Source organism: Rahnella sp. EDr1-12, assembly GCF_049206505.1.
Lineage (GTDB): Bacteria > Pseudomonadota > Gammaproteobacteria > Enterobacterales > Enterobacteriaceae > Rahnella > Rahnella rivi.
The window spans coordinates 179692-199341 of record NZ_JBLZNY010000003.1 but is presented as its reverse complement, the minus strand read 5'-3'; the positions used below and the strand labels follow the sequence as shown (position 1 = coordinate 199341).

The following is a 19650-nucleotide window of genomic DNA, read 5'->3' as shown; positions in this document are numbered from 1 at the left end:
CTGAACAATAACCTGCTTAAGCTGTGTTAAATCGACTCGTGGAGTCCGTGCACTCCCGAGTCGAGAACCTTCCCGAAGACCTTTCCTCCTCTCAAACCCGCAGACAGAATGCACTGTTTTCGCTTTGAACTACCCTTGCCAGTTCAACAGGTGAGAGTTGATCCCCTCGATGATTTGTACAAATGAAGAGTTATTGAGCGATGTTTTGTTATAAATCATGTAAATAGACACCGGCTTCATACTCAACTCCGGTTTCAACATTTTGATGTCATAACTGCCCTTCATTTTTTCAAACAGGCGTTTAGGGATTGCACCGACCAGATCGCTTTTTTCTGTCGCGGCGAGGACACATAAAAGTGAACGCGTTCTCATGCCGATATTTCTTTCGCCAAAATGGTTGTCAGCGTAGACCTGAAACTCGTTAATCACTTCGCTGTCTGTTTCTAATAAAACGAATTTCTCATGCCTGGATTGCTCAACATCTATCGTATCAGTAAGACGCGGGTGCGTTTTACTGCATATAAAAACGATTTCTTCTTCGAATATTTTTTTAGAAACGAACTGCATACTGAAATGCGGATTGGAATCAAAGATAATGTCTGCCCGCCGGTAAATCAGCGCCTCTTCAGCGGAGTTCGACGTAGGGTCACTGATGGTATGCACGATCTCGCATTGTGGGATGCTGTCCAGGACTAACGTGGTAATGACAGGAATGAGGATGCCTGAAAGATACGCTGAACAGTCAATCACCAGACGATTGTGAGAGGTTTGTTTCGAGACTTTCTGAAAAGCAAACAGGAAATTATCAAAGCTCGGGCTCAGTGCCTGATGAATACTGACTGCCACTGTCGTGGCACTTAATGATTTCCCTTCCCGAACAAACAACGGATCCCCAAAGTACAATCTGAGTTTTTGCAAAGACTGACTGACGGAAGAAGGCGAGAGGTCGAGAGATTCAGCAGCCATGGTGACACTTCCATAGATGTATACCGCTTCAAACATGACTAACAAGTTGAAGTCAAAATCTTTTGTAGTCCAGAATACATCAGTAATGTTACCTGACTGCATGCTCTCTCCTTATAAACGAGTGGCTATATTTCGCGGGGAAATGATAGTCATAATTATAAGTCACGGTTAAAAATTTGCTGCAGTTTTTCTTCCGTCAGGAAAAGCAGATCATCCAATACCGGCGTTATCCTGGAGCCTCTGATAAGCACTAATACCGGATAATCGGTGGGATGGTTGAGTGATAACTGCTTTTTATAATCAGACCACTTTTTAATATGACCATCAGACTCTGCGCTGGCCATAATGAATACGGTGGTAATGAATTCATCGTACTCATATAGGTTATTCAAAAGGAACATAAAACCTCACTCACTATTAATAAAATGACAATGTAATAAATAAGAAGTTACAGATGCAGACTCCTTAAGCAGATAATATTTCAACGGCTCATCCTCCAGAAGTTTGGAGTCAAAGACAATGCCATATCCTGAAAGATGTTTTTGCAAATCTGCATGAACCCTTATGGGCGTTACTCTGTCTGTATAAATGCTCTGGCTCAGCGTTATTCTCAGGAGTGAAAGTTCTCATCAGACGTCAGTCTGGTGCATGAGATTAAATTTATCGCCATAAAAAACCGCACTGAATGGCATAAATTCCTGACAAGGTGTTTTAATATTTACACGGTAAAACAGTGGGTTATCTTAGTGTGGTGAGTGGATGTTGATTTTTAGAATTGATCATTCAGCAAACGATATTGCAGGGAGGGTTGGGTAAGAATATTATTTTCGCAAGCAGGAGTTCTGGCAGATGTTAATAGAGTTCAGATTCTTAATGACTGCACTACTTATATATAAACCCGGCGCGATGATGTTCTGTCATTTCATCCTCCGTTAATTTTTCTCCAGCAATATGATAGGTTATTTTTTATCATTCAGGTCAATACGTAATATGAAGAAATTATCTTTATTTACGCTGGCAGCAATCACATTCTGCCCGCTGATGAGCAGTCATGTTATTGCCGCAGAAAGCCTGCTATTGCCAGATTTAGGCAGTGCTGAAACGGTAAAAAATAACGCTTCTGCAGAAGATCTTTCTGCGCAGACAAATAACGGTTTTGCAGCTAAAACAGCGCAAACCGCTGTGAGCGAAGCACAACAGAATTTTGAAAATTTAACGCCGGAAGGGATGAAGTCTCAGGCCTATCAATATGGCAAAAGTGTTGCTACAAGCGCGGCACAGAATCAGATTGAAAAAACGCTGTCGCCTTATGGCCATGTCAGTACACAAATCAGTCTCAATGACGACGGAAGTTTAGACGGGTCATCGCTGGATTATTTGATCCCCTGGTATGAAGGCGAGAGCAATTTAATTTTTACCCAATTCTCTGCTCACAATACCGATGATCGTACCATTGCTAACTTCGGGGCAGGGTTACGCCATAACCTGAATAAAGACTGGCTGGTGGGCGTCAATGCCTTTTACGATTACGACCTGACCCGAAATCATCGCCGTTACGGCGTAGGTGCAGAAGCCTGGACTAACTACCTGAAGTTTAGCGGCAACTATTATATTCCGCTGTCTTCATGGAAAAATTCGCCAGACCTGGAAGATTACGAAGAGCGCCCATCCAGAGGGTGGGACGTTCGTGCGCAGGCTTATTTACCGGCATACCCGCAGCTGGGCTCGTCGGTCATTTATGAAAAGTATTACGGCGAACAGGTTGCGCTGTTTGGGACTGACAGTTTACAGAAAAACCCGTCGGCAGTGACGTTGGGAGTGGATTACACCCCGATACCGATGATCACCATGGGGTTGGGCTATAAAAAGGGTAACTCTGATAACACCGAACTGACAGCCAACGTGGCGCTGGATTACCGCATCGGTGTGCCGATGGCGCAACAACTGGACCCTTCAGCCGTCGCCGATATGCGCAGTCTGGCGGGAAGTCGCATGGATTTCGTCGATCGTAATAATCATATTGTGCTTGAGTATCGCGAGAAAAGGGATCTGGATGTCGGCCTGTACCTGAAACCGACCGGCACGCCAGCGCAATGTATTCTTTCTGATGCGCCGGATGAAGCTCAGGCTTATGAGGGATGTCACTGGACAGTTAACGCCACCATTACGTCGCATCTGAAAATTAAAGACGCGCAGTGGGTTCCGCTCGGCGGTTTCTCTGCGGAAAGCAAGCTGGCCTTACCGGCCTTGTCTCCACAGCAAAATATCAGCGCCGGTCAGAACAACCACTGGACGCTGACGTTCCCTGCATGGGTTGATTCCGCCGATCCTGAGGCCAACAAATACGCGCTGGCGGTGATGCTGGTTGATGATAAAGGGCACGCGAAGCAATCCAATATCGTCAACATTGAAGTGTCTGAAGCGCCTGTTAATTATCAGCTGGTGATTAACGATGCCGGTGAAGAGAAAAAAGCCATCAAGGTGTTATCTAACGGCAACGATGTCGTCACCCTGCATTCGAGCGGCAGTAAAGTTGCCGGGCTGGCGGGTGAAACCACGGCTCTGGCGGCTGAAAGTCTGAATATGACATTCCATGCTTACAAGATGGAAGATAAAAGCCACGCTCAGGAAGTTGAGATTCACGCGTCGAAAAGTGACTGTGAAACGCATACGCAATGTCTGTTTTATGAACAAAAGCCGGAGCAGGGCGAGGCGGTGATCGGCAGTACAATGAGCGGTGTTTACTCTGTCATTGCCAAACCAGAAAATAAATCGTCACAGAAAACCAATGCGGTTGTTATTGATTTCACCCCCGCGGATAAAATGATTTATACCGCCATCGTCGATAAAGAAAATCCGACAGTGAATTTAACGGCAACAAAGGGTAATAAATTACAGTTAGGCCATGAATATGAATTTAAAGTGGCCTACGACAGTAATAATAACGGGCAGTGGGATGCCAGTGACCGTGAAACAGTAACAGAAGAAAATAAAACGCCGATCATCTCTTTGATGAATTACCGCTGGCAATTCACCAAAAATAGCGCGAATGGTACGCCGGGTGGATTTGCCACTCCTGCAACGGATAATCACGATATTATCCTGCCGAAAACCAATGCTGAAGCCAGCACCGTATTTTCCGCTGCCGGACCAGACGGGGTCCAGGGATATGAATTAAGGGTTGACTATCAGTTGACTCAAACAGGAATACAGACTGTTAAAACGATGAATAAGAAATAATATTTCCTATCGCGATTTGACATTCACTCACCCATTTTACTTTAATGAGATATGACCCAATGAAAACGTTTAACAAAACACTCCTTGCCACATTATTAATTGCCAGCTGTGCGCCAATGGCTTTTGCTGATACAACAGCCAGTGCCGGTACAATTGAAGGTAGCTCTCCCATTATATACGGAACAGGTGCAGGCGCAGCGGCGCATACCGTGACATTTGCTAACGGGCATGAAAGTGGTTCTGTCAACGCCATGTCGCCGGGAGATAAAATTACCCTCAGCTATATTTTGAAGGATAATGAAGGTGATGCTGATGACAGTATAAAAACCATTACGTGGTTTACCACCTCGGATGGCCATGGTGCTGATAAAAAAATCATCAGTGGCGCTGCCGGTAAGGAAACGTACACCCTGCAGCAGGCGGACGCCGGGCTTTATCTGGGGGCAACCATTGATGAAGCCACTCTTACCGGGAGTCCTAAAGGGGGTCAGCGGATCACCATAAATGATGTCAGTACCAACGACGCGACGGACAATATTCCGGACGGTCCGGTAGTAGGCGGCACGGTGGCAACCATGATTGTGGATACCACATCACCAGATGATAACCTGATCGGTAAAGCGAACAGCAGTCTGATTCTGGGCCATACGTATCAGTTCAAAATCTGGTATGACACCAACGGTAACAAGGTCTGGGATGCGGGCGAACTGGATGCGTCATCCAACTACAGCTATAACTGGATCTTCGACGGCACCTCAGCGACCACGGGTACGGCGGGCGGTAAAGCCGTCAGTTCAACCGATAACAAGGATCTGAAACTGCCGTTGACTAACACCGAAGCGAAATCTGTCTACGCCAATGCGGGTGCTGACGGTATCCAGGGTTACCAGCTGCAGGTAGATTATACCGCTAAAGTTAAAGCAGTATTGAAATCCGTTAAACGCAAATAATAATCCGTAATATTAATTAACCTGGGCGCTCTGGCGCTCAGGTTAATTAATCCGTGTGATGTAAATTGCCATACCTTAAAGCATGGTGACGTGATGAAAAGTAAATTTAAAAACAAGGCACGGATAGCGTTGTTTATAGCACTCCTGATCAATACCCCCTTTCTGGTTAATGCCAATGAAATGACCGGTCGGACAGGGGTTGTATCAGGAACCCCCCCTGTTTTATATAACAAGGATAATAAATCCGGGCATGTCGACGTCGTCAGAAAAAGAGGCGGCATTGAGGATGACGACCAGCTCGATATTAATGACAGTTTGTCCCTCGCGTGGCGATTTTTTGATGGTGAGGGGGATGAGGAAATAACACTTCCCTCCGTAGAGTGGATTTGTACCGACACCAATAATAGCCGGCACGTCCTCGCGACGGGTACTCTGGAATATATTATTTCTCCAAATGATAAAGCCTGTACTATCGGGGTCAATCTCACGCCGAAAACATTGACCGGCGCGCCTCAGGAAAATACGGCGATCGAAATCGCGGACATCAGCACGTATATTGACAATGATTCTATTCCTGACGGACCGGTAAATCCGCATTCCATTAATATGACGGATTACACTGTCGCGCCGAATAACGCCACCGCCCGAATGACCGTTCCCGCCAATGCGAAACTGATGACGGCTTTTCCGGGAGCAGAGGTGCAGTTAGAAACAGATAACATTCCTGATGAAGTGAACTGGAGCAGCAGCAATGATGCTGTTGCGACGGTGTCTGATACCGGTTTAGTGACCTTCAAAGGGAAGGGGGCGGTGAAAATCACTGCGCGTCATAATGAACAGAGTGTCTCTATGACCCTTAATCCTCAGTTGTTCTTTGTCATGGGTTCGGTAAATAAGACGTGGGATGACGCAAAAACGGAGTGCGAAGGTATGGGCGGACGTTTGCCTACGATCAGCGAGCTGAGCGACGGAACAAACATTCGTAACGTTCCGGGTAATGGATTATGGGAAGAGTGGGGGCAAAGTATTCAGGATGTTCCACATTCTGGCGTTGTGTTCTGGTCTTCATCGTCTAACGGTGTCAACAGTTATTCATACGCTTATCTTTCGGATGGGCACATCAGCTCAAACAGAGCTACTGTTACGGAGGGCTATGCCTGCATCCTGAACTGAAAACGGTTCTGGCTACCGTCAATATGAAAGAAAATGAAAGAAAAATACGCGGCTATAATAAGAGGCAGGTTGATTTTCACTGTTTAAGAGTAAATCTATGACACGCCCAAAATCTGAAAACCTTATTGTCGCCGCGCCGGTGAAGCCCGCAGAGTCCATCAGTAAACTGATAAATTCTCTCTCGGGCCTGTCCCGGCCTCTGGCGGCAACCCGTGGACGCGAGGGGATAAAGCTCATTGATGAGCATTCAGAATTCATCGTAATTCTGATTTTAGAAGGCAGCATTGAGATCTGGCGTAATCGTGATGAACTTCTGGTCGCCACCTCTTATGCCCCGGCGATCATCGGGCTGCAAGGTTCTGAATTCCGCTATCAGACACACACCTTCACGCCGCAACCGGAAAGTAAGATTGCCTGGTTATCACACCAGACGGCGCTGGATGCCATCAAAGCGCATGATCTGATGGAAGACATGATCACTTATCAGTCGTATATGAACGACCAGCAGACGTATCGCGACTTTCTGATGATCAACAGCTCCAGTTATGAAATTATCTGCCGGCTATTGACCGAGATTTCTGAACGTCCTGATTTCCCCGAGATTCGTGTTGAACAATACATTCTGACGCGCACCCGGCTGGCGCGAAGCGGTGTGATGAAAATGCTTGCTGACCTGCGTTTCGGCGGATTCATCGAAATGGAAAAAGGAAAACTGTTGCGTATCAATCTCCCATTCCCTAAAAATTACTAAAATCCGCGTTGAGGAAGCGGAATCGCCTGCACGCTCGTTTATGGAGAATGACAATGAACCCGTCCCAACAACGTTTTGCACTCACCACCGTCCCGCCACCGAAAACCTTTTCCCACGTGAGCACGCCCGTTATCAGCGATAAGGTCATGGCGCTGCGTCTGAAGAACATTGTGACGGCTATGCATCAGCACAAGTTCGATGCGCTGGTGATTTACGCCGATAAAGAGCATGGCGGAAATTTTGAATACCTTGCGGGGTTTATTCCCCGTTTTGAAGAAGCGCTGCTGATTGTGACCGCTGACGGCCAGCTCAGCTATGTGATGGGCAATGAGAACCTCAAACTGGTGCCCCATGCGCGAAATCAGGGTAAATGCCTGCATGCACCGGCCTTCTCACTGCCGAATCAACCGATGGATAACGATGCACCGCTGACAGAGGTTTTGGCCGGGGCGGGGCTGACGCGCGGAAGCCGGATTGGTGTCGTCGGCTGGAAGTTGTTCACCAGCACGCTTCACGATACGCAGTATCAGTTTGACGTACCGGCTTTCATTCTTGACGCGATTATTGATACAGCAGGCGAGCGGGAAAACGTGGTCAATGCGACCGCGCTTTTCATCTCGCCCGCGCACGGCGTGCGTCGTTTAAATACGGCCAGTGAAATCGCTTTTTATGAGTTCGGTGCCAATCTGGCATCCACCAATATATTGGCCGCGCTGGATCATATTGCACCGGGTAAAACAGAAAGACAGATCGGTCAGTTACTGGCTGCTGACGGGCAACCGGGCAACGTGGTGATGATTGCCGCCACCGGCGATCGTTTCGCCAACGCCTGTTTATATCCCACTGACAAAGTGATCCAACGCGGTGATAAATTCTCGCTGACCGTTGGATTCAAGGGCGGCCTGACCAGCCGTTCAGCGTATGTTGTGGCGGCAGAAAATGAACTGGCGCCTGACGTGGCCGACTATCTGCAGGCGCTGGCGATCCCTTATTATCGTGCGGTCACCACCTGGCTGGAAACGCTCCGGCCCGGCCTGACGGGCGGTGAGCTTTATCAGACCATCGAAAACGTCATGCCGAAGGCGCAGTGGCACTGGCATCTTAATCCGGGGCATCTGGTGGCCGATGAAGAGTGGCTCTGCTCGCCAGTCTATGCAAACTCGCCGGTAGCACTTGAGAGCGGCATGATATTTCAGATCGACATCATTCCTTCGCTGCCCGGCTACGGCGGATGCAGCATTGAAGACACGGTCGCACTGGCGGATGCGGCATTGAGACATGAGTTGCAAAGCCTCTTCCCGGAGGTCTGGCAACGCATGGAAACCCGCAAAGCCTATCTGCGGGATGTGCTGAACATCAGCGTGTCAGAGGATGTCATTCTTCTCTCTAACACGGTGGGATATCTGCGTCCGTTCCTGCTGGATAAAGGCAGGGCGTTGGTGCGTCAGCCCTGAACATATCGCCAGCGCCTCGTGGGGCTGGCGAATAATACCGCTGTTATTTCCGTTATCCTCCCTATATTCCAGAAAACCCTTCTCCCGAATGATTATTACAAAATTGTCATCAATTTGACATTAAGCTGTTAGCCACTGGCAGGTAAACTCCGTGTTATTCAAACAATATGATCCGATGTCATCACGTCATCTGTTTAAATAAACTCATACGCCGGGTGTGTTAATAACTCACTCTCGCGGATAATTAAGCCATTGTCAGAGATAACCTCAAAATCAAAAAGGATGAACGCATGTATAAAAGTAAATTGTTATTGGCCGGTATTATTCTGAATGCTCTTTATATGACATCTGCCGTTGCAGCGAACCCTCTCAGCGTTCATGTTTTAAACTTACAAAGCGGGCTGCCGTCAGCCGGTGTAAGCGTCTCTCTCGACAAGCAGGAAGGGGATAAATGGGTGCATCTGAGTAATGGTGTGACCAATGAGCAGGGGCGTATTCCTTCTCTTTACCCGGATGAAAAAGTGATCGAAAAAGGGAATTATCGCGTGACGTTCAAAACCGGAGAATGGTTTGAAAAACACCACACGCCGACCTTCTTCCCGGAGATCCCAATTATTTTTAAAGCGGATGGTTCAGTGCCGCATTATCATATTCCTTTGCTGATTAGCCCTTATGGTTTCTCAAGCTATCGCGGAAATTAATAACGGTTTTTAAACCATCAGTTATCCCATTAAAAATAGAATTTGTATTTTCTATTCATGGCCGGGCGAACCGGCCATTTATCGTCACACATCCCCGCGCAGCAACACCTACCCCTGCACGTCTGATCTGGCCTGGTGCTTTTCCTGTTGACTTATTCTGTAATGATCACTATAAAACGTATATTACTTAGTGGTCACTACATATTGTGACGTAAGCCAGCATGATGAGAGGAGGGGAACCTTCTCTCGTTTAACCGGGAAATCACCCGTAATACATCCGCCAGATGTGAGGATTTCATCATGACCAAACCTATTTATGTCCAGGAATACAACGAGATCGTTAAGGTGCTGAATCAGTACAATGAAGGCGGCAGGCAGGCTGACAGCAGCATCATGAAGCCTGCGTTCAGCAAAGAAGCCACCATTTTCGGCGTAGACAGTGACAATAAACTGACCGGCGGTGCGATCCAGGGGCTGTTCGATACCATTGATTCGGCTTTCCGTCCGTCGCCGGAAGCGCAGGGCGTCATCGTGAACATTGATATCGTCGGAACGGCAGCCAGCGCACGCATCGATACCAACGATATCTCAGGGTTCTGCTTCACTGACTTTTTCAACCTGCTGAAAGTCGAAGGCAAATGGACGGTCGTCAGCAAAATCTACCATACCCATGTTGCCCCGAAATAATCTGATCCTGAGGGGATGAAACCCCAATAGATCAGATGTGCATCCGGGTTTTCATCAACCGTCCCCTGAGGACGGTTTTTTATTGCGGGGTATTTGACGGGCGCGGAAGCAGAAGCACCGCCTGTCTGGCGACGCGTTTCAGTTCCTCCTGCGTGATCCCGTCTTGCGCGGGAATAGACATCCCTTCCAGAAGCGTATTCAGCGTCAGGGCAATGCTTTCAATGTCGGTATCCGGCGGCAACTGGCCCGCCTCTTTACCTGCCTGCAGGCGCTGCCTGAAATACACCCGGCCTTCTTCTCTCAGGGCTTTGACCGTATCGTAAACATCCTTCGAATCTGGCGAGACATTGATAGCAGCAAGGACCACCAGACAGCCGCAGGGGGCATCCTGAGACGTCAAAATGACGGCAGATTCCTCGAAAAAGTCACGAATAGCGTCATGCACATTCGGTTGCTGAAGCATTCTTTCCCAAGGGGCATCCCAGTAGGTCGTTTCGTAATAATTGACCGCTTCGAGAAACAGCTCAGCTTTACTGCCAAAGGCTGCGTAAAGGCTCGGCGGATTGATCTCCATCACCCGGCAAAGCTCACCGACCGAAGCGGGCTCGTACCCGCATCGCCAGAACAAACCCAGTGCGCTCACCAGGGCTTTTTCCCGGTCAAAATTACGGGGTCTTCCGCGTCGTGCGGGGGTGCTGTGCGTTGAATCTGTCATATGTCCAGCCTGAGGAATAAAGAAAAACTGATGGCTCACTATACAAGATTTCCGCGCGGCTGTAGCGGGGAAAGGGGGCCGATGGTGCTATTACTTATCGATTGATACATAAATGCGGGCAAGGGCTTGCTTTTTTATTTAGTGATCGTTATAAATATGCGCATGTTTAGCGATCACTACAGAATGGAAAGCACGATGATGAACCCGAAATACGCGCCTTTGTTTGAACCCTTTACCCTGAACAACGGCGTCACGATCAAAAACCGTTTTACCGTTGCGCCAATGACGCATTATGCCTCGCACGAAGATGGCAGCATCAGTGACGAAGAACGCCACTTTTTGACCGATCGCTTTGACGGTTTTGGCCTGTTTATCGCCGCCGCCACGCTGGTTTCCCCGGAAGGTAAAGCCTTTGTCGGCCAGCCGGAAGCCATCGGTGAAAAAGATTTACCCAGCCTGCGTGAAGTGGTCCGCATTGCTAAAAAACAGGGCGCCACAGCGGTTTTACAGATCCACCACGGCGGGCATCTCTCCCTCCCGGATTTGCTCAATGGCCGCGAGATGGTCGCGCCTTCTGCTGATGAAGCATCCGGTGCCCGCGCCCTGACCGGTGAGGAGATCCGCCAGCTGATTTCTGCCTTCGCCAATGCCGCACATTTAGCCATTCAGGCCGGATTTGACGGCGTCGAAATTCATGGCGCGAATAATTATCTGATTCAGCAGTTTGTCTCCGGTGAAAGCAATCGTCGTACGGATGAGTGGGGCGGCAGCATTGAAAACCGTCTGCGTTTCCCGCTGGCAATCATTGATGCAGTAGTGGCCGTGAAACAGAAATACGCCTCCGAGAAGTTTATCCTGGGCTACCGTTTCTCCCCGGAAGAGCCGGGCGAGCATGGCCTGACCATGCAGGATACCTTTGCCCTGATTGACGCGCTGGTCGAAAAACCCCTGCAGTACCTGCACGTTTCTCTGTGGGATTTCTTCAAAAAAGCGCGCCGGGGCGCCGATACATCCGTTGCCCGTATGCAGCTGATGCACGAACGCATTAACGGCAAACTTCCGCTGATCGGCGTCGGTAACCTGTTCACCGCCGACCAGATCCTCGACGCGTACCAGACTGGCTGGGCGGAGTTCATCGCCACCGGTAAAACCGTGATGATGAATCCGGATCTCATCCGTCTCATTGCGTCAGGTGAAGAAGACAAGATAGTGACAGCCATCGATCCGCATAAAGAAGACCGTTACCGCATCCCGGATAATCTGTGGAATCAGAATATGCAGCGTCTGTCCTACCTGCCGCCGGTGAAAGATGACGTTAACTGGCAGTCTCCGGACATTTAAAACCCGCCTGAACACATTCTGCGTTTTATCCGTTATGGCCAGTGAATGAGAGAGCTTTCTCACTGGCCAGTTGTCATGCCGTCTGCTCCAGCCCTGCGGCGTGCAGGGTGTTATCCGTAAGACCAGACAACACAGCAAGTATCAGTCAATCACCGTCAATCATTTTGTTTCTTCAAAATGGCGCCTGGCGCCACCCAGATCTGCCTGCGGATTACGCTTTGCTCAGATTTGAGTCAAATCAATAAACGCGCAGGTATTGTTGCGAAGGCGGGATCGGAACGATAACTTCCCTGTTAGCGAGGTTTGATGAGATATTTATTATTTTAATAACTTCCAGTTATTCCGTTCATTTTCGGGTCGGCGGTTACCCGGTTTTGTAGGATAATGATGTACGGTTTACGGGAAACAACGCTTTAATAACAGGGTGATGGGATGCTTGAACTGTTTGACGTGAGCTATGAAGAGCTCAGAATGACCAGAGTAGATGAGCTTTACCGGCTAAGAAAAACAACTTTCAGTGATCGTCTGGGATGGGAAGTTGTTTGCCAACAAGATATGGAATTTGATGAGTTCGATAATGACTCAACACGCTATATTCTCGGGCTGTATAAGGGGAAACTCATTTGCAGCGTGCGCTTTACCCCTCTCGACCAGCCAAACATGATAACTCACACGTTTCGCGCGTGTTTTGATTCGATCCCGCTTCCTTCTGCGGGCGTTGAGTCGAGCCGTTTTTTTGTCGACAAATTGCGGGCCCGGGAGCTTCTCGGCGAACGATATCCTGTGAGTCAGGTACTTTTTCTTGCCATGATAAACTGGGCTCAGGACAACGGACATACCGGTATTTATACCATCGTAAGCCGTGCCATGTTGACGATATTGAAGCGCTCAGGCTGGCAAATACAGACACTTAAAGAGGCATTTCTTAGCGAACGGGAACGCATCTATCTGATCTACCTTCCTGCCGGAGAGGACGATCAGCGGATCATGGCCAGAGGACTTAACGGCCAAACAGCCTCTGTGTTTACCTGGCCGCTGACGCTGCCGGTATAATCAGCTCCAGTTCAACGCCCAGCCTGATTGCCTGGCGGGCGTTACTGACACCCAGCTTAGCAACGACATTTCCCATATGAAATTTTATCGTGCTGACTGAAACGCCGATAATCGTCGCAATCTCTGCATAGGTCTTCCCCATACTGGCCCAGTAAAGCACCTCATTTTCACGGATGGTGAAAATGTTATTTTCCTTTCTTGCCGTAATTTGACGCCCGCGGGCTGATAAACCGCCAACAAGCCGATACATCTGTTCATTTATATCGATGAGAAGCATCTGCAGGTTCCCACGTTCAGAAGTAAGTCGCTCTTCCAACTCTTGCTGGCTGTGGTCGGCAATGATGATAGACAGCAATGCCAGGTTTCCCATCTGGTCATGCAGCACAAAGGTATAGCCATTGAGAATGTTGTACTGCCTTGAAAGGGTGAAGATTTTTGTAAATTTCAGGTCAGACATCAGCGTGATGTTTTCATCCCACGCAAAGGGAGAGGTTCTTTTGAATGCGGTGAGTATTACCGGGTCGGTAAGCTGAAAGTTGTTGGCCCGATAGAGATTGACCCACTCATCAGGATAACTTGAGATGATAAGGACTTCTGCAGGGTTTTTTTTCCTCACGACCGTATACGCGTAGTCGGGGCTGCCAAGCGGAGACAGTTTCCGCTCGATATAATCTTTCAATGTTTCAGTGATCGTGTGATTTTGTTCAAAAGCACTAAACATACTGACTCCCTGAGGGGCTGCTTATCCCTTAATGCCGACATCTATACTTAAGTACAGGTTTTTTCAGGACTTAAGTATAACTTACGGCCCATTACTATGAATGATACTTTCATCAACGAAAAAGAAACCTCACACACTGCTCCGAACAATGTGTGAGGAGGCCAATGGACGGCCAACACCAGGGAAACACTCGTTGTAAAAAAACATAATAAATTAAATTTTAAGAATATAAAATTTTTTTGATACAAAAGCGCCCATTGGGTGCTTTTTTTTTTGCCAAAGTAACCCGACGAAAAGACGAGTAAATTTGTCTCTCAGCGGGCATATCCGTAAGCGCATTGGTTTAAGGAAAAAGAGAGGAACGGGTATTAACAGGTGAATATTTGAGCGAGTTTTTTTATACCTTCAACGATTTCTGCGGGTGAGTGCGCAGCAAAACCCAGCAGGATGGCCTGGCTTGTTGGGGGTGTCTGGCAATATCGCGAAAGAGGCTGTGCCCCTAAACCCACTTTACGGCACTGATCAATCACATAAGATTCATCAATTTTCTCCGATAACCAACAGACAACGTGAATGCCTGAATCTGAAGGTTTGGCGAACATAATTTCGGGTAAATGTAACTGTATGGCTTCAATCATAACCCGCTGGCGTTCGTAGCATGCTTTTCTCACCCGCCTGACGTGCCGTGCATAGTGTCCTTCAGAAATAAAGCTGGAAAGTATGATTTGCTCTAAATAAGACGTCCGAGTATCTGCATAATATTTAGCAATCTTAAAAGACTCGACTAAATTCTCCGGCACAACCAGAAATCCTAAATTAAAACCCGGGAACATCATTTTAGAGAATGAACCCGCATATATTACCCTCTGTTGTTTATCCAGTCCCTGGAGAGCTTGTATTGGCTGACCGGTATATCTGAATTCACTGTTATAATCATCTTCAAAAATCCACATTTTATTTTCAGATGCCCAGTCAAGCAGAGCCATTCTTCTGGATAAACTCAGTGTGCCGCCAAGAGGAAATTGGTGGGAGGGCGAAGTGAAAATCATTTTTGCAGATGGCCAGTGTTTTATGCCGTAGGAAATATCCATGCCATCCTGATCACTGACGACAGGGCGAACTGTTGCACCCACGGAGGTAAATGCGCCTAAAGCACCATCATATCCTGGTTCATCTAACCAAACTTCGTCATCTTTTTGCAAAAGAACCTGTGCGGCAAGATTGATCGCTTGTTGGGTCCCATTTAAAATTATTATTTGTTTATCAGAACAATTTACGCCACGCGTGGTGCGAACATATTCACAAATCGCCGACCGCAATGGTTTATACCCCAAAGGTTCATTGAGCTCCCAATCCTGATGGCGAAACTGACGCCAGATCCTTCCCAATAATCTTCCCCAAAGTTCATACGGAAACAAATCCACACATCCCACGCCGATATTAAATAGCATATTATTTCCGGAGTGTGGGCGGGTCATATCCCATACTCTTTTCATAACGTTCATATGAGGGTTGAGATTATTTACATTGTTTTCACTATTTGGATTTTTATGAGCTGAGATGGATTTAATTTGAATCACTTCATCAGGAATAGTGTTTGTGACATAAGTTCCTGACCCGCTTTTGGTTATGAGATAACCTTCATCAATGAGGCGTTCTACACCAGATAAAACCGAGTTTCTTGAAATAGACATCATCTCAGAAAGTGTTCTGCTGGAGGGGATTTTCCTTCCCGATTTAAGCTGACCACTCAATATCATTTCTTTTAAAGCCAAATAAAACTGCTCTTTAATTTTTCCTTTTTTGAGCAATAAACTCGGGAAGCTGGCAGCATTTTTCTTCATGACCAAAGTGGACCCATAAACTATCAATAAAGTGTACCTTTTATGATACCACTACGCGGGTTACTCTTTCATCCACAAATTCGTGAGGTTATGATAAGGCATTAATATGAAAGATGAAAGTTTAAAAATAGTAGTGGCACCCGTTGAAGAAATGGATTACTCCCGGTGGCTGACGTACTGGTTGAGCTATCAGGCGTTTTATGAGGTTGAGTTGTCTGAAGACATCACAAATGAAACATGGAAACGTTTTTTAAATCCTGATGAAGAGATGTATTGCGCAGTGGCAAAGAAAGGGCAGGAAATTCTCGGGTTCGTTCACTACGTTTTTCATGGTTCAACATGGTCTGTAAATGAATTCTGTTATTTGGAAGATCTTTTTGTTGCCGAAAATACCCGGGGCAAAAATATAGGAAAACATCTTATCGAATACGTTAAACAAAAGGCCAGCGAGAAACAATGTGCAAGACTCTACTGGCATACACAGGAAAAAAACGTCACCGCGCAGCGACTTTATGACCGGGTAGCAGAGAAACCAGGTGTCATAGAGTACAGATTACCTCTCTAAACAAGAAAAGGGGGGAGAAGTACTCAGCGTTCTTTATTTCAAGCTGATATTATTATTTTTCGCCCATTTTCTTATTCTGCCATTAGCATTGGCATAGGGTGAGGATGTGTTGAATGATATCATTCTCCCCATAGTCCATTTTGTGTACCAGGGTTTACCATATAAATCGTCATCAGTGCGTTCATCAATAAGTTTCACTATGTGATCTTTTACTGACTCAAGCTCAGTAATTAACGCCCTGTAATTCAATTCGCGATAATCAGAGTAAAATTTTTGCGCCAGAAGCCCAAGTTCATTCCACTTAAAACCGGTTTCAGGAAAATCAACGGGCAATCCTTTCTCATCGTAAGTAATCCACTTTACAACCAGAGTATTCCAGCCGATCAGATAAGAAACCAGATCATGAATACTCATTTCAGTGCCCTTGCTGTGTCCTTCCATTGAATTATCGGAGATGAGTTCAGGGGGAATGACATTGAGATAGCTGATTAATTTATTGAAATTTTTATCAATGGCTAAAAGCAATTCGGATTTTGTCTGCGGCACATTCATACTGAGTTACCCCCGCTTCAGAAAACTATAAAAACGCTATGTGATGTTTCACTATCAATAAATTATGCACTTCCTGCCTGAGATAATCCCCCTTTGTCTTCTTTCCCCATAGCGAAAAATGACTACTGTTGCCCAGAGATTTCCCCGCCGCTACTCAACGGTAGAAAGAACGAAGGCGCGTGCCGAGGGTGACAAATGGCGATAGCCGATGACGAGGTCGAATTCAATTCCAGGGCCTGATAAGGGGTGATAGCTAATCTGGTCACCGCGAAAGCCGCTCATACTTTGAGGAACGACAGATACGCCTCCTCCAACAGACACCAGTGACAGCACGGCATGCATCCCGTGAGCTTCCTGAGTAATGAGCGGCACAAAGCCTGCTTCAGCACACAGGCGGATAACCTGCAAATGAAAGCTTCGCCCCTCAGGCATTGGCCACAAAATGAAGGGTTCGCCTGCAAGCGCGGCAAGCGTAAGGTCTGAGCGCTTACTCAAAGGATGATCTTTTGGGATAGCCATACACAGACGATCAGTGTCGAAATTTACCTGTTCGATGTCATCAGCTTTTTCAACAGGGGGGATCAGTACACCGATGTCTAACGTCCCGTCGCGCAGCGCAGCAATCTGTGCGGCGGTTGTGGCCTCTCGCAACTCAAGCCGTACCTTCGGATGGCTTGCCCTGAATTCACGAATAATATCGGGCAACCGGCCATAAAGTGCGCTTCCTACATAACCCACGCGTAAAAAACCCGTTCGACCTTCAGCCACATCCAGCGTAGAAACAATGGCTTTTTCAGCCTGTCGGAGGGTTTTGCGTGCCTCACTGACAAACTTTTCTCCCGCAGGCGTCAGGCCAAGTACGCGGTTACCACGCTCGATAAGAGTGACGCCGAGATCTTCCTCCAGCTTCTGTATGGCACTGGTCAACGGAGGCTGCGACATGTTCAGACGTTCTGCCGCCCGATGAAAATGTAACTCCTCCGCGACAGCAATGAATTGCTCCATTCTGCGTAAAGTGATCTGTGCCCGACTTACTGCCGCCATCTCCGCCATCCTTCTTGTGATTGAGTCAATCTTCTCACGATACAATTAAAGTATTAAGAAGCCACCTAAAGAGTATTTTATATATCAAAGGTATCACTCTATGTTGTTTTCACAATAACTGAATGGAAACGGCGAGGGGTGCATGGTGGATTTTAAAGGTCGGGTAGTGCTTATCACCGGTGCGGGGCGCGGATTGGGATTCGCGTATGCCCGCTGTATTGGTCAGCTTGGCGGATTGGTTTTGATTCAGGATATCGGTGCCCATTCTGACGGGGAGGGGGCCAATCCTGATATTTCAAAAAGGGCGGCAGAGACACTTCGGCTGGAAGGGCTGAATGTACACGCGATCCCAGGGGATCTGGCCTCACGCGAGAGCTGCCATAAATTGTGTGCAGACGCCCTTAACGTCGCAGGCCGGCTGGATGCTGTGATCCACAACGCGGGTTGGGTGGCGTACGAGAATATCGAGTCAATAGAGGAACGTTCTTTTGATCATATGATGGCCATTGCCGCTAAGGCACCTCTCTGGCTTGCACAGGCGGCATGGCCTGCGATGAAAGCTGCGGGCTATGGCCGTATCATCATGACGACATCTTGCCGGGCACTCTATCCGCAGTATGTTCAGCAGGGTCTTGCCTCCTATGCGGCAGCCAGAATGGCGGTAATAGGACTTACCCATGTCCTTGCCAGTGAAGGCAAAAACGATGGAATTATCGTCAATGCCATATCACCCGTCGCCAAGACACGGATGTGGGGAATTGAGGGAGAACCTGACGAACTGCACCCTTCGGAAGTGGCACCGGGAGTGGCCTATCTTGCCTCAGCAGAATGCACCGAAGGAGGATGGATCCTGCGCGCCGCGAACGGGCAATTCCATGCAACCAAAATGATGGAGGCTGCCGGTGTGGACTATCCGCGAAATCTTCGCGCTGTGAAAGCGTCCACCGCTCAGGAAGTTGCGCAGAACTGGCAGTCGATCGCGATACCTCATGTGGAAACGCGACAGTGAATGGCGTAACGATGGCATTTCCAGGCAAGGCCGTACTGGGCGAGTCACCCCTCTGGAGCCGCTCAAGAGCGCGGCTTTTATGGGTTGATACTCTTCGGGGCTCTCTCAATTTTTTTGATCCCGCAACGGGCCGGAATGTGGCACATGCCATGCCCGGGCCGCTGGGGTTTGTCGTGGAGAAAAATACCGGTGAGTTGATTATTGGCCTGGGTTGCCATGTTGAGCTAATAGACAGAGCAGGGAAGAGGCGAAGGATCGCCACTGCGCCACACGCACAGGAGGGCTTTCGTCTCAACGATGCGAGCCTGGACTCCGCAGGCCGCCTGTGGGTTGGGCTGATAAATGAAGAACTGAAAGACGGTTCAGGCTATTTGTATCGTCTCGATCCAGACGGTAAGTGGCACACCGTCGATTCTGGTTTCACGCTTATCAATGGAATGACCTGGAGCCCCGACGGCAAAACACTCTACGTGACGGATTCCCGGCGTGGCGTCATTTACGGATATGATAACGACCCCGGCTCAGGCGAGGTCAGTAATAGAAGGGAAGTTATCAGCATTCATCCCCAAAAGGGTAAGCCTGACGGACTTATCGTTGATCAGCATGGATTTCTCCTGAGTGTTCTCTTTGACGGGGCTGCCGTCGCGCGGATATCTCCGGAAGGAGAAATCGAGCGATGGATTCATCTTCCGGTTCAGCGACCGACAAGTTGTTCCTTTGCAGATGATGATCGTTATCTGTATGTCACCTCAGCACGACTAGGACTGTCGGAAACGCTTTTAGAAACGATGCCTTATTCAGGGGCTTTGCTGAGAATCGACTACAGGCGTGCACTGGAACGGTGAGTGTGTTTTGCAGACTGCTTTGTGCCAGTTATGATAAAT

The 19650-nt window shown here is 48.0% G+C and carries 19 protein-coding genes; 12 read left to right on the top strand and 7 right to left on the bottom strand.

Annotated elements, in window-relative coordinates; genetic code table 11:
* Positions 1-129 precede the first annotated feature (129 nt).
* Complete coding sequence (locus tag ACO0U8_RS14840; protein ID WP_421671102.1) at positions 130-1068, bottom strand: LysR family transcriptional regulator; 939 nt, start codon at positions 1066-1068, stop codon at positions 130-132.
* 53 nt (positions 1069-1121) lie between these two features.
* Positions 1122-1367, bottom strand: coding sequence for a hypothetical protein (locus ACO0U8_RS14835; RefSeq protein WP_056772507.1), 246 nt, complete (start codon positions 1365-1367; stop codon positions 1122-1124).
* A gap of 589 nt (positions 1368-1956) precedes the next feature.
* Between ACO0U8_RS14835 and ACO0U8_RS14830 the strand changes: the two genes are divergently transcribed.
* The 7 genes from ACO0U8_RS14830 (at position 1957) to ACO0U8_RS14800 (ending at position 9922) form a co-directional block, all read left to right on the top strand.
* The gene (locus tag ACO0U8_RS14830; protein ID WP_421671101.1) at positions 1957-4206 is read left to right on the top strand and encodes an inverse autotransporter beta domain-containing protein; all 2250 of its coding nucleotides are present in this window, start codon (positions 1957-1959) and stop codon (positions 4204-4206) included.
* Positions 4207-4265: 59 nt separating this feature from the next.
* The gene (locus ACO0U8_RS14825) at positions 4266-5156 is read left to right on the top strand and encodes a SinI family autotransporter-associated protein (protein ID WP_421671100.1); all 891 of its coding nucleotides are present in this window, start codon (positions 4266-4268) and stop codon (positions 5154-5156) included.
* Positions 5157-5249: 93 nt separating this feature from the next.
* Positions 5250-6329, top strand: coding sequence for an Ig-like domain-containing protein (locus ACO0U8_RS14820; RefSeq protein ID WP_421671099.1), 1080 nt, complete (start codon positions 5250-5252; stop codon positions 6327-6329).
* A 97-nt stretch (positions 6330-6426) separates the two neighbouring features.
* Positions 6427-7080: a helix-turn-helix domain-containing protein gene (locus tag ACO0U8_RS14815; protein WP_421671098.1), complete on the top strand. Its 654-nt coding sequence runs from the start codon at positions 6427-6429 to the stop codon at positions 7078-7080.
* Between the two features lie 53 nt (positions 7081-7133).
* Positions 7134-8534: a M24 family metallopeptidase gene (locus ACO0U8_RS14810; protein WP_421671097.1), complete on the top strand. Its 1401-nt coding sequence runs from the start codon at positions 7134-7136 to the stop codon at positions 8532-8534.
* Between the two features lie 290 nt (positions 8535-8824).
* Positions 8825-9235 (top strand): hydroxyisourate hydrolase, encoded by a 411-nt coding sequence (gene uraH / locus ACO0U8_RS14805; RefSeq protein ID WP_122096639.1) that lies wholly within the window; start codon positions 8825-8827, stop codon positions 9233-9235.
* Positions 9236-9535: 300 nt separating this feature from the next.
* On the top strand, positions 9536-9922 hold the full coding sequence (locus ACO0U8_RS14800) for a nuclear transport factor 2 family protein (protein WP_421671096.1): 387 nt from the start codon (positions 9536-9538) through the stop codon (positions 9920-9922).
* A 79-nt stretch (positions 9923-10001) separates the two neighbouring features.
* Here ACO0U8_RS14800 and ACO0U8_RS14795 read toward each other — a convergent pair whose 3' ends face one another.
* Positions 10002-10637: a TetR/AcrR family transcriptional regulator gene (locus tag ACO0U8_RS14795; protein ID WP_421671095.1), complete on the bottom strand. Its 636-nt coding sequence runs from the start codon at positions 10635-10637 to the stop codon at positions 10002-10004.
* A 195-nt stretch (positions 10638-10832) separates the two neighbouring features.
* Here ACO0U8_RS14795 and ACO0U8_RS14790 point away from each other — a divergent pair, with 195 nt between their 5' ends.
* Complete coding sequence (locus tag ACO0U8_RS14790; protein WP_421671094.1) at positions 10833-11978, top strand: NADH-dependent flavin oxidoreductase; 1146 nt, start codon at positions 10833-10835, stop codon at positions 11976-11978.
* Positions 11979-12410: 432 nt separating this feature from the next.
* Positions 12411-13031 carry an acyl-homoserine-lactone synthase gene (locus ACO0U8_RS14785; RefSeq protein ID WP_122096641.1) on the top strand — a complete coding sequence of 207 codons (621 nt, stop codon included), beginning with the start codon at positions 12411-12413 and terminating at the stop codon, positions 13029-13031.
* Here the strand turns inward: ACO0U8_RS14785 and ACO0U8_RS14780 are convergent.
* Positions 13003-13752, bottom strand: a complete 750-nt coding sequence (locus ACO0U8_RS14780; protein ID WP_056772482.1) for a helix-turn-helix transcriptional regulator — start codon at positions 13750-13752, stop codon at positions 13003-13005. The genes ACO0U8_RS14785 and ACO0U8_RS14780 overlap by 29 nt on opposite strands.
* Positions 13753-14120: 368 nt before the next feature.
* Positions 14121-15596, bottom strand: coding sequence for a PLP-dependent aminotransferase family protein (locus ACO0U8_RS14775; protein ID WP_421671093.1), 1476 nt, complete (start codon positions 15594-15596; stop codon positions 14121-14123).
* Positions 15597-15702: 106 nt separating this feature from the next.
* On the opposite strand from ACO0U8_RS14775, the gene ACO0U8_RS14770 reads away from it, so the two are divergent.
* Positions 15703-16161, top strand: coding sequence for a GNAT family N-acetyltransferase (locus ACO0U8_RS14770; protein ID WP_421671092.1), 459 nt, complete (start codon positions 15703-15705; stop codon positions 16159-16161).
* A gap of 33 nt (positions 16162-16194) precedes the next feature.
* Here ACO0U8_RS14770 and ACO0U8_RS14765 read toward each other — a convergent pair whose 3' ends face one another.
* Both ACO0U8_RS14765 and ACO0U8_RS14760 read right to left on the bottom strand, forming a co-directional pair.
* Positions 16195-16713, bottom strand: coding sequence for a ClbS/DfsB family four-helix bundle protein (locus ACO0U8_RS14765; RefSeq protein ID WP_421671091.1), 519 nt, complete (start codon positions 16711-16713; stop codon positions 16195-16197).
* Positions 16714-16863: 150 nt separating this feature from the next.
* The gene (locus ACO0U8_RS14760; protein ID WP_421671090.1) at positions 16864-17757 is read right to left on the bottom strand and encodes a LysR substrate-binding domain-containing protein; all 894 of its coding nucleotides are present in this window, start codon (positions 17755-17757) and stop codon (positions 16864-16866) included.
* 142 nt (positions 17758-17899) lie between these two features.
* Here ACO0U8_RS14760 and ACO0U8_RS14755 point away from each other — a divergent pair, with 142 nt between their 5' ends.
* The gene (locus tag ACO0U8_RS14755) at positions 17900-18766 is read left to right on the top strand and encodes an SDR family NAD(P)-dependent oxidoreductase (RefSeq protein ID WP_421671089.1); all 867 of its coding nucleotides are present in this window, start codon (positions 17900-17902) and stop codon (positions 18764-18766) included.
* A gap of 11 nt (positions 18767-18777) precedes the next feature.
* Positions 18778-19611, top strand: a complete 834-nt coding sequence (locus ACO0U8_RS14750; RefSeq protein ID WP_421671088.1) for an SMP-30/gluconolactonase/LRE family protein — start codon at positions 18778-18780, stop codon at positions 19609-19611.
* Positions 19612-19650 lie beyond the last annotated feature (39 nt).

Coding starts and splice junctions, on each gene's coding strand:
- ACO0U8_RS14840 (WP_421671102.1), bottom strand. CDS start 1,068: ATGCAGTCAGGTAACATTACTGATGTATTCTGGACTACAAAAGATTTT.
- ACO0U8_RS14835 (WP_056772507.1), bottom strand. CDS start 1,367: ATGTTCCTTTTGAATAACCTATATGAGTACGATGAATTCATTACCACC.
- ACO0U8_RS14830 (WP_421671101.1), top strand. CDS start 1,957: ATGAAGAAATTATCTTTATTTACGCTGGCAGCAATCACATTCTGCCCG.
- ACO0U8_RS14825 (WP_421671100.1), top strand. CDS start 4,266: ATGAAAACGTTTAACAAAACACTCCTTGCCACATTATTAATTGCCAGC.
- ACO0U8_RS14820 (WP_421671099.1), top strand. CDS start 5,250: ATGAAAAGTAAATTTAAAAACAAGGCACGGATAGCGTTGTTTATAGCA.
- ACO0U8_RS14815 (WP_421671098.1), top strand. CDS start 6,427: ATGACACGCCCAAAATCTGAAAACCTTATTGTCGCCGCGCCGGTGAAG.
- ACO0U8_RS14810 (WP_421671097.1), top strand. CDS start 7,134: ATGAACCCGTCCCAACAACGTTTTGCACTCACCACCGTCCCGCCACCG.
- uraH (WP_122096639.1), top strand. CDS start 8,825: ATGTATAAAAGTAAATTGTTATTGGCCGGTATTATTCTGAATGCTCTT.
- ACO0U8_RS14800 (WP_421671096.1), top strand. CDS start 9,536: ATGACCAAACCTATTTATGTCCAGGAATACAACGAGATCGTTAAGGTG.
- ACO0U8_RS14795 (WP_421671095.1), bottom strand. CDS start 10,637: ATGACAGATTCAACGCACAGCACCCCCGCACGACGCGGAAGACCCCGT.
- ACO0U8_RS14790 (WP_421671094.1), top strand. CDS start 10,833: ATGATGAACCCGAAATACGCGCCTTTGTTTGAACCCTTTACCCTGAAC.
- ACO0U8_RS14785 (WP_122096641.1), top strand. CDS start 12,411: ATGCTTGAACTGTTTGACGTGAGCTATGAAGAGCTCAGAATGACCAGA.
- ACO0U8_RS14780 (WP_056772482.1), bottom strand. CDS start 13,752: ATGTTTAGTGCTTTTGAACAAAATCACACGATCACTGAAACATTGAAA.
- ACO0U8_RS14775 (WP_421671093.1), bottom strand. CDS start 15,596: ATGAAGAAAAATGCTGCCAGCTTCCCGAGTTTATTGCTCAAAAAAGGA.
- ACO0U8_RS14770 (WP_421671092.1), top strand. CDS start 15,703: ATGAAAGATGAAAGTTTAAAAATAGTAGTGGCACCCGTTGAAGAAATG.
- ACO0U8_RS14765 (WP_421671091.1), bottom strand. CDS start 16,713: ATGAATGTGCCGCAGACAAAATCCGAATTGCTTTTAGCCATTGATAAA.
- ACO0U8_RS14760 (WP_421671090.1), bottom strand. CDS start 17,757: ATGGCGGCAGTAAGTCGGGCACAGATCACTTTACGCAGAATGGAGCAA.
- ACO0U8_RS14755 (WP_421671089.1), top strand. CDS start 17,900: ATGGTGGATTTTAAAGGTCGGGTAGTGCTTATCACCGGTGCGGGGCGC.
- ACO0U8_RS14750 (WP_421671088.1), top strand. CDS start 18,778: ATGGCATTTCCAGGCAAGGCCGTACTGGGCGAGTCACCCCTCTGGAGC.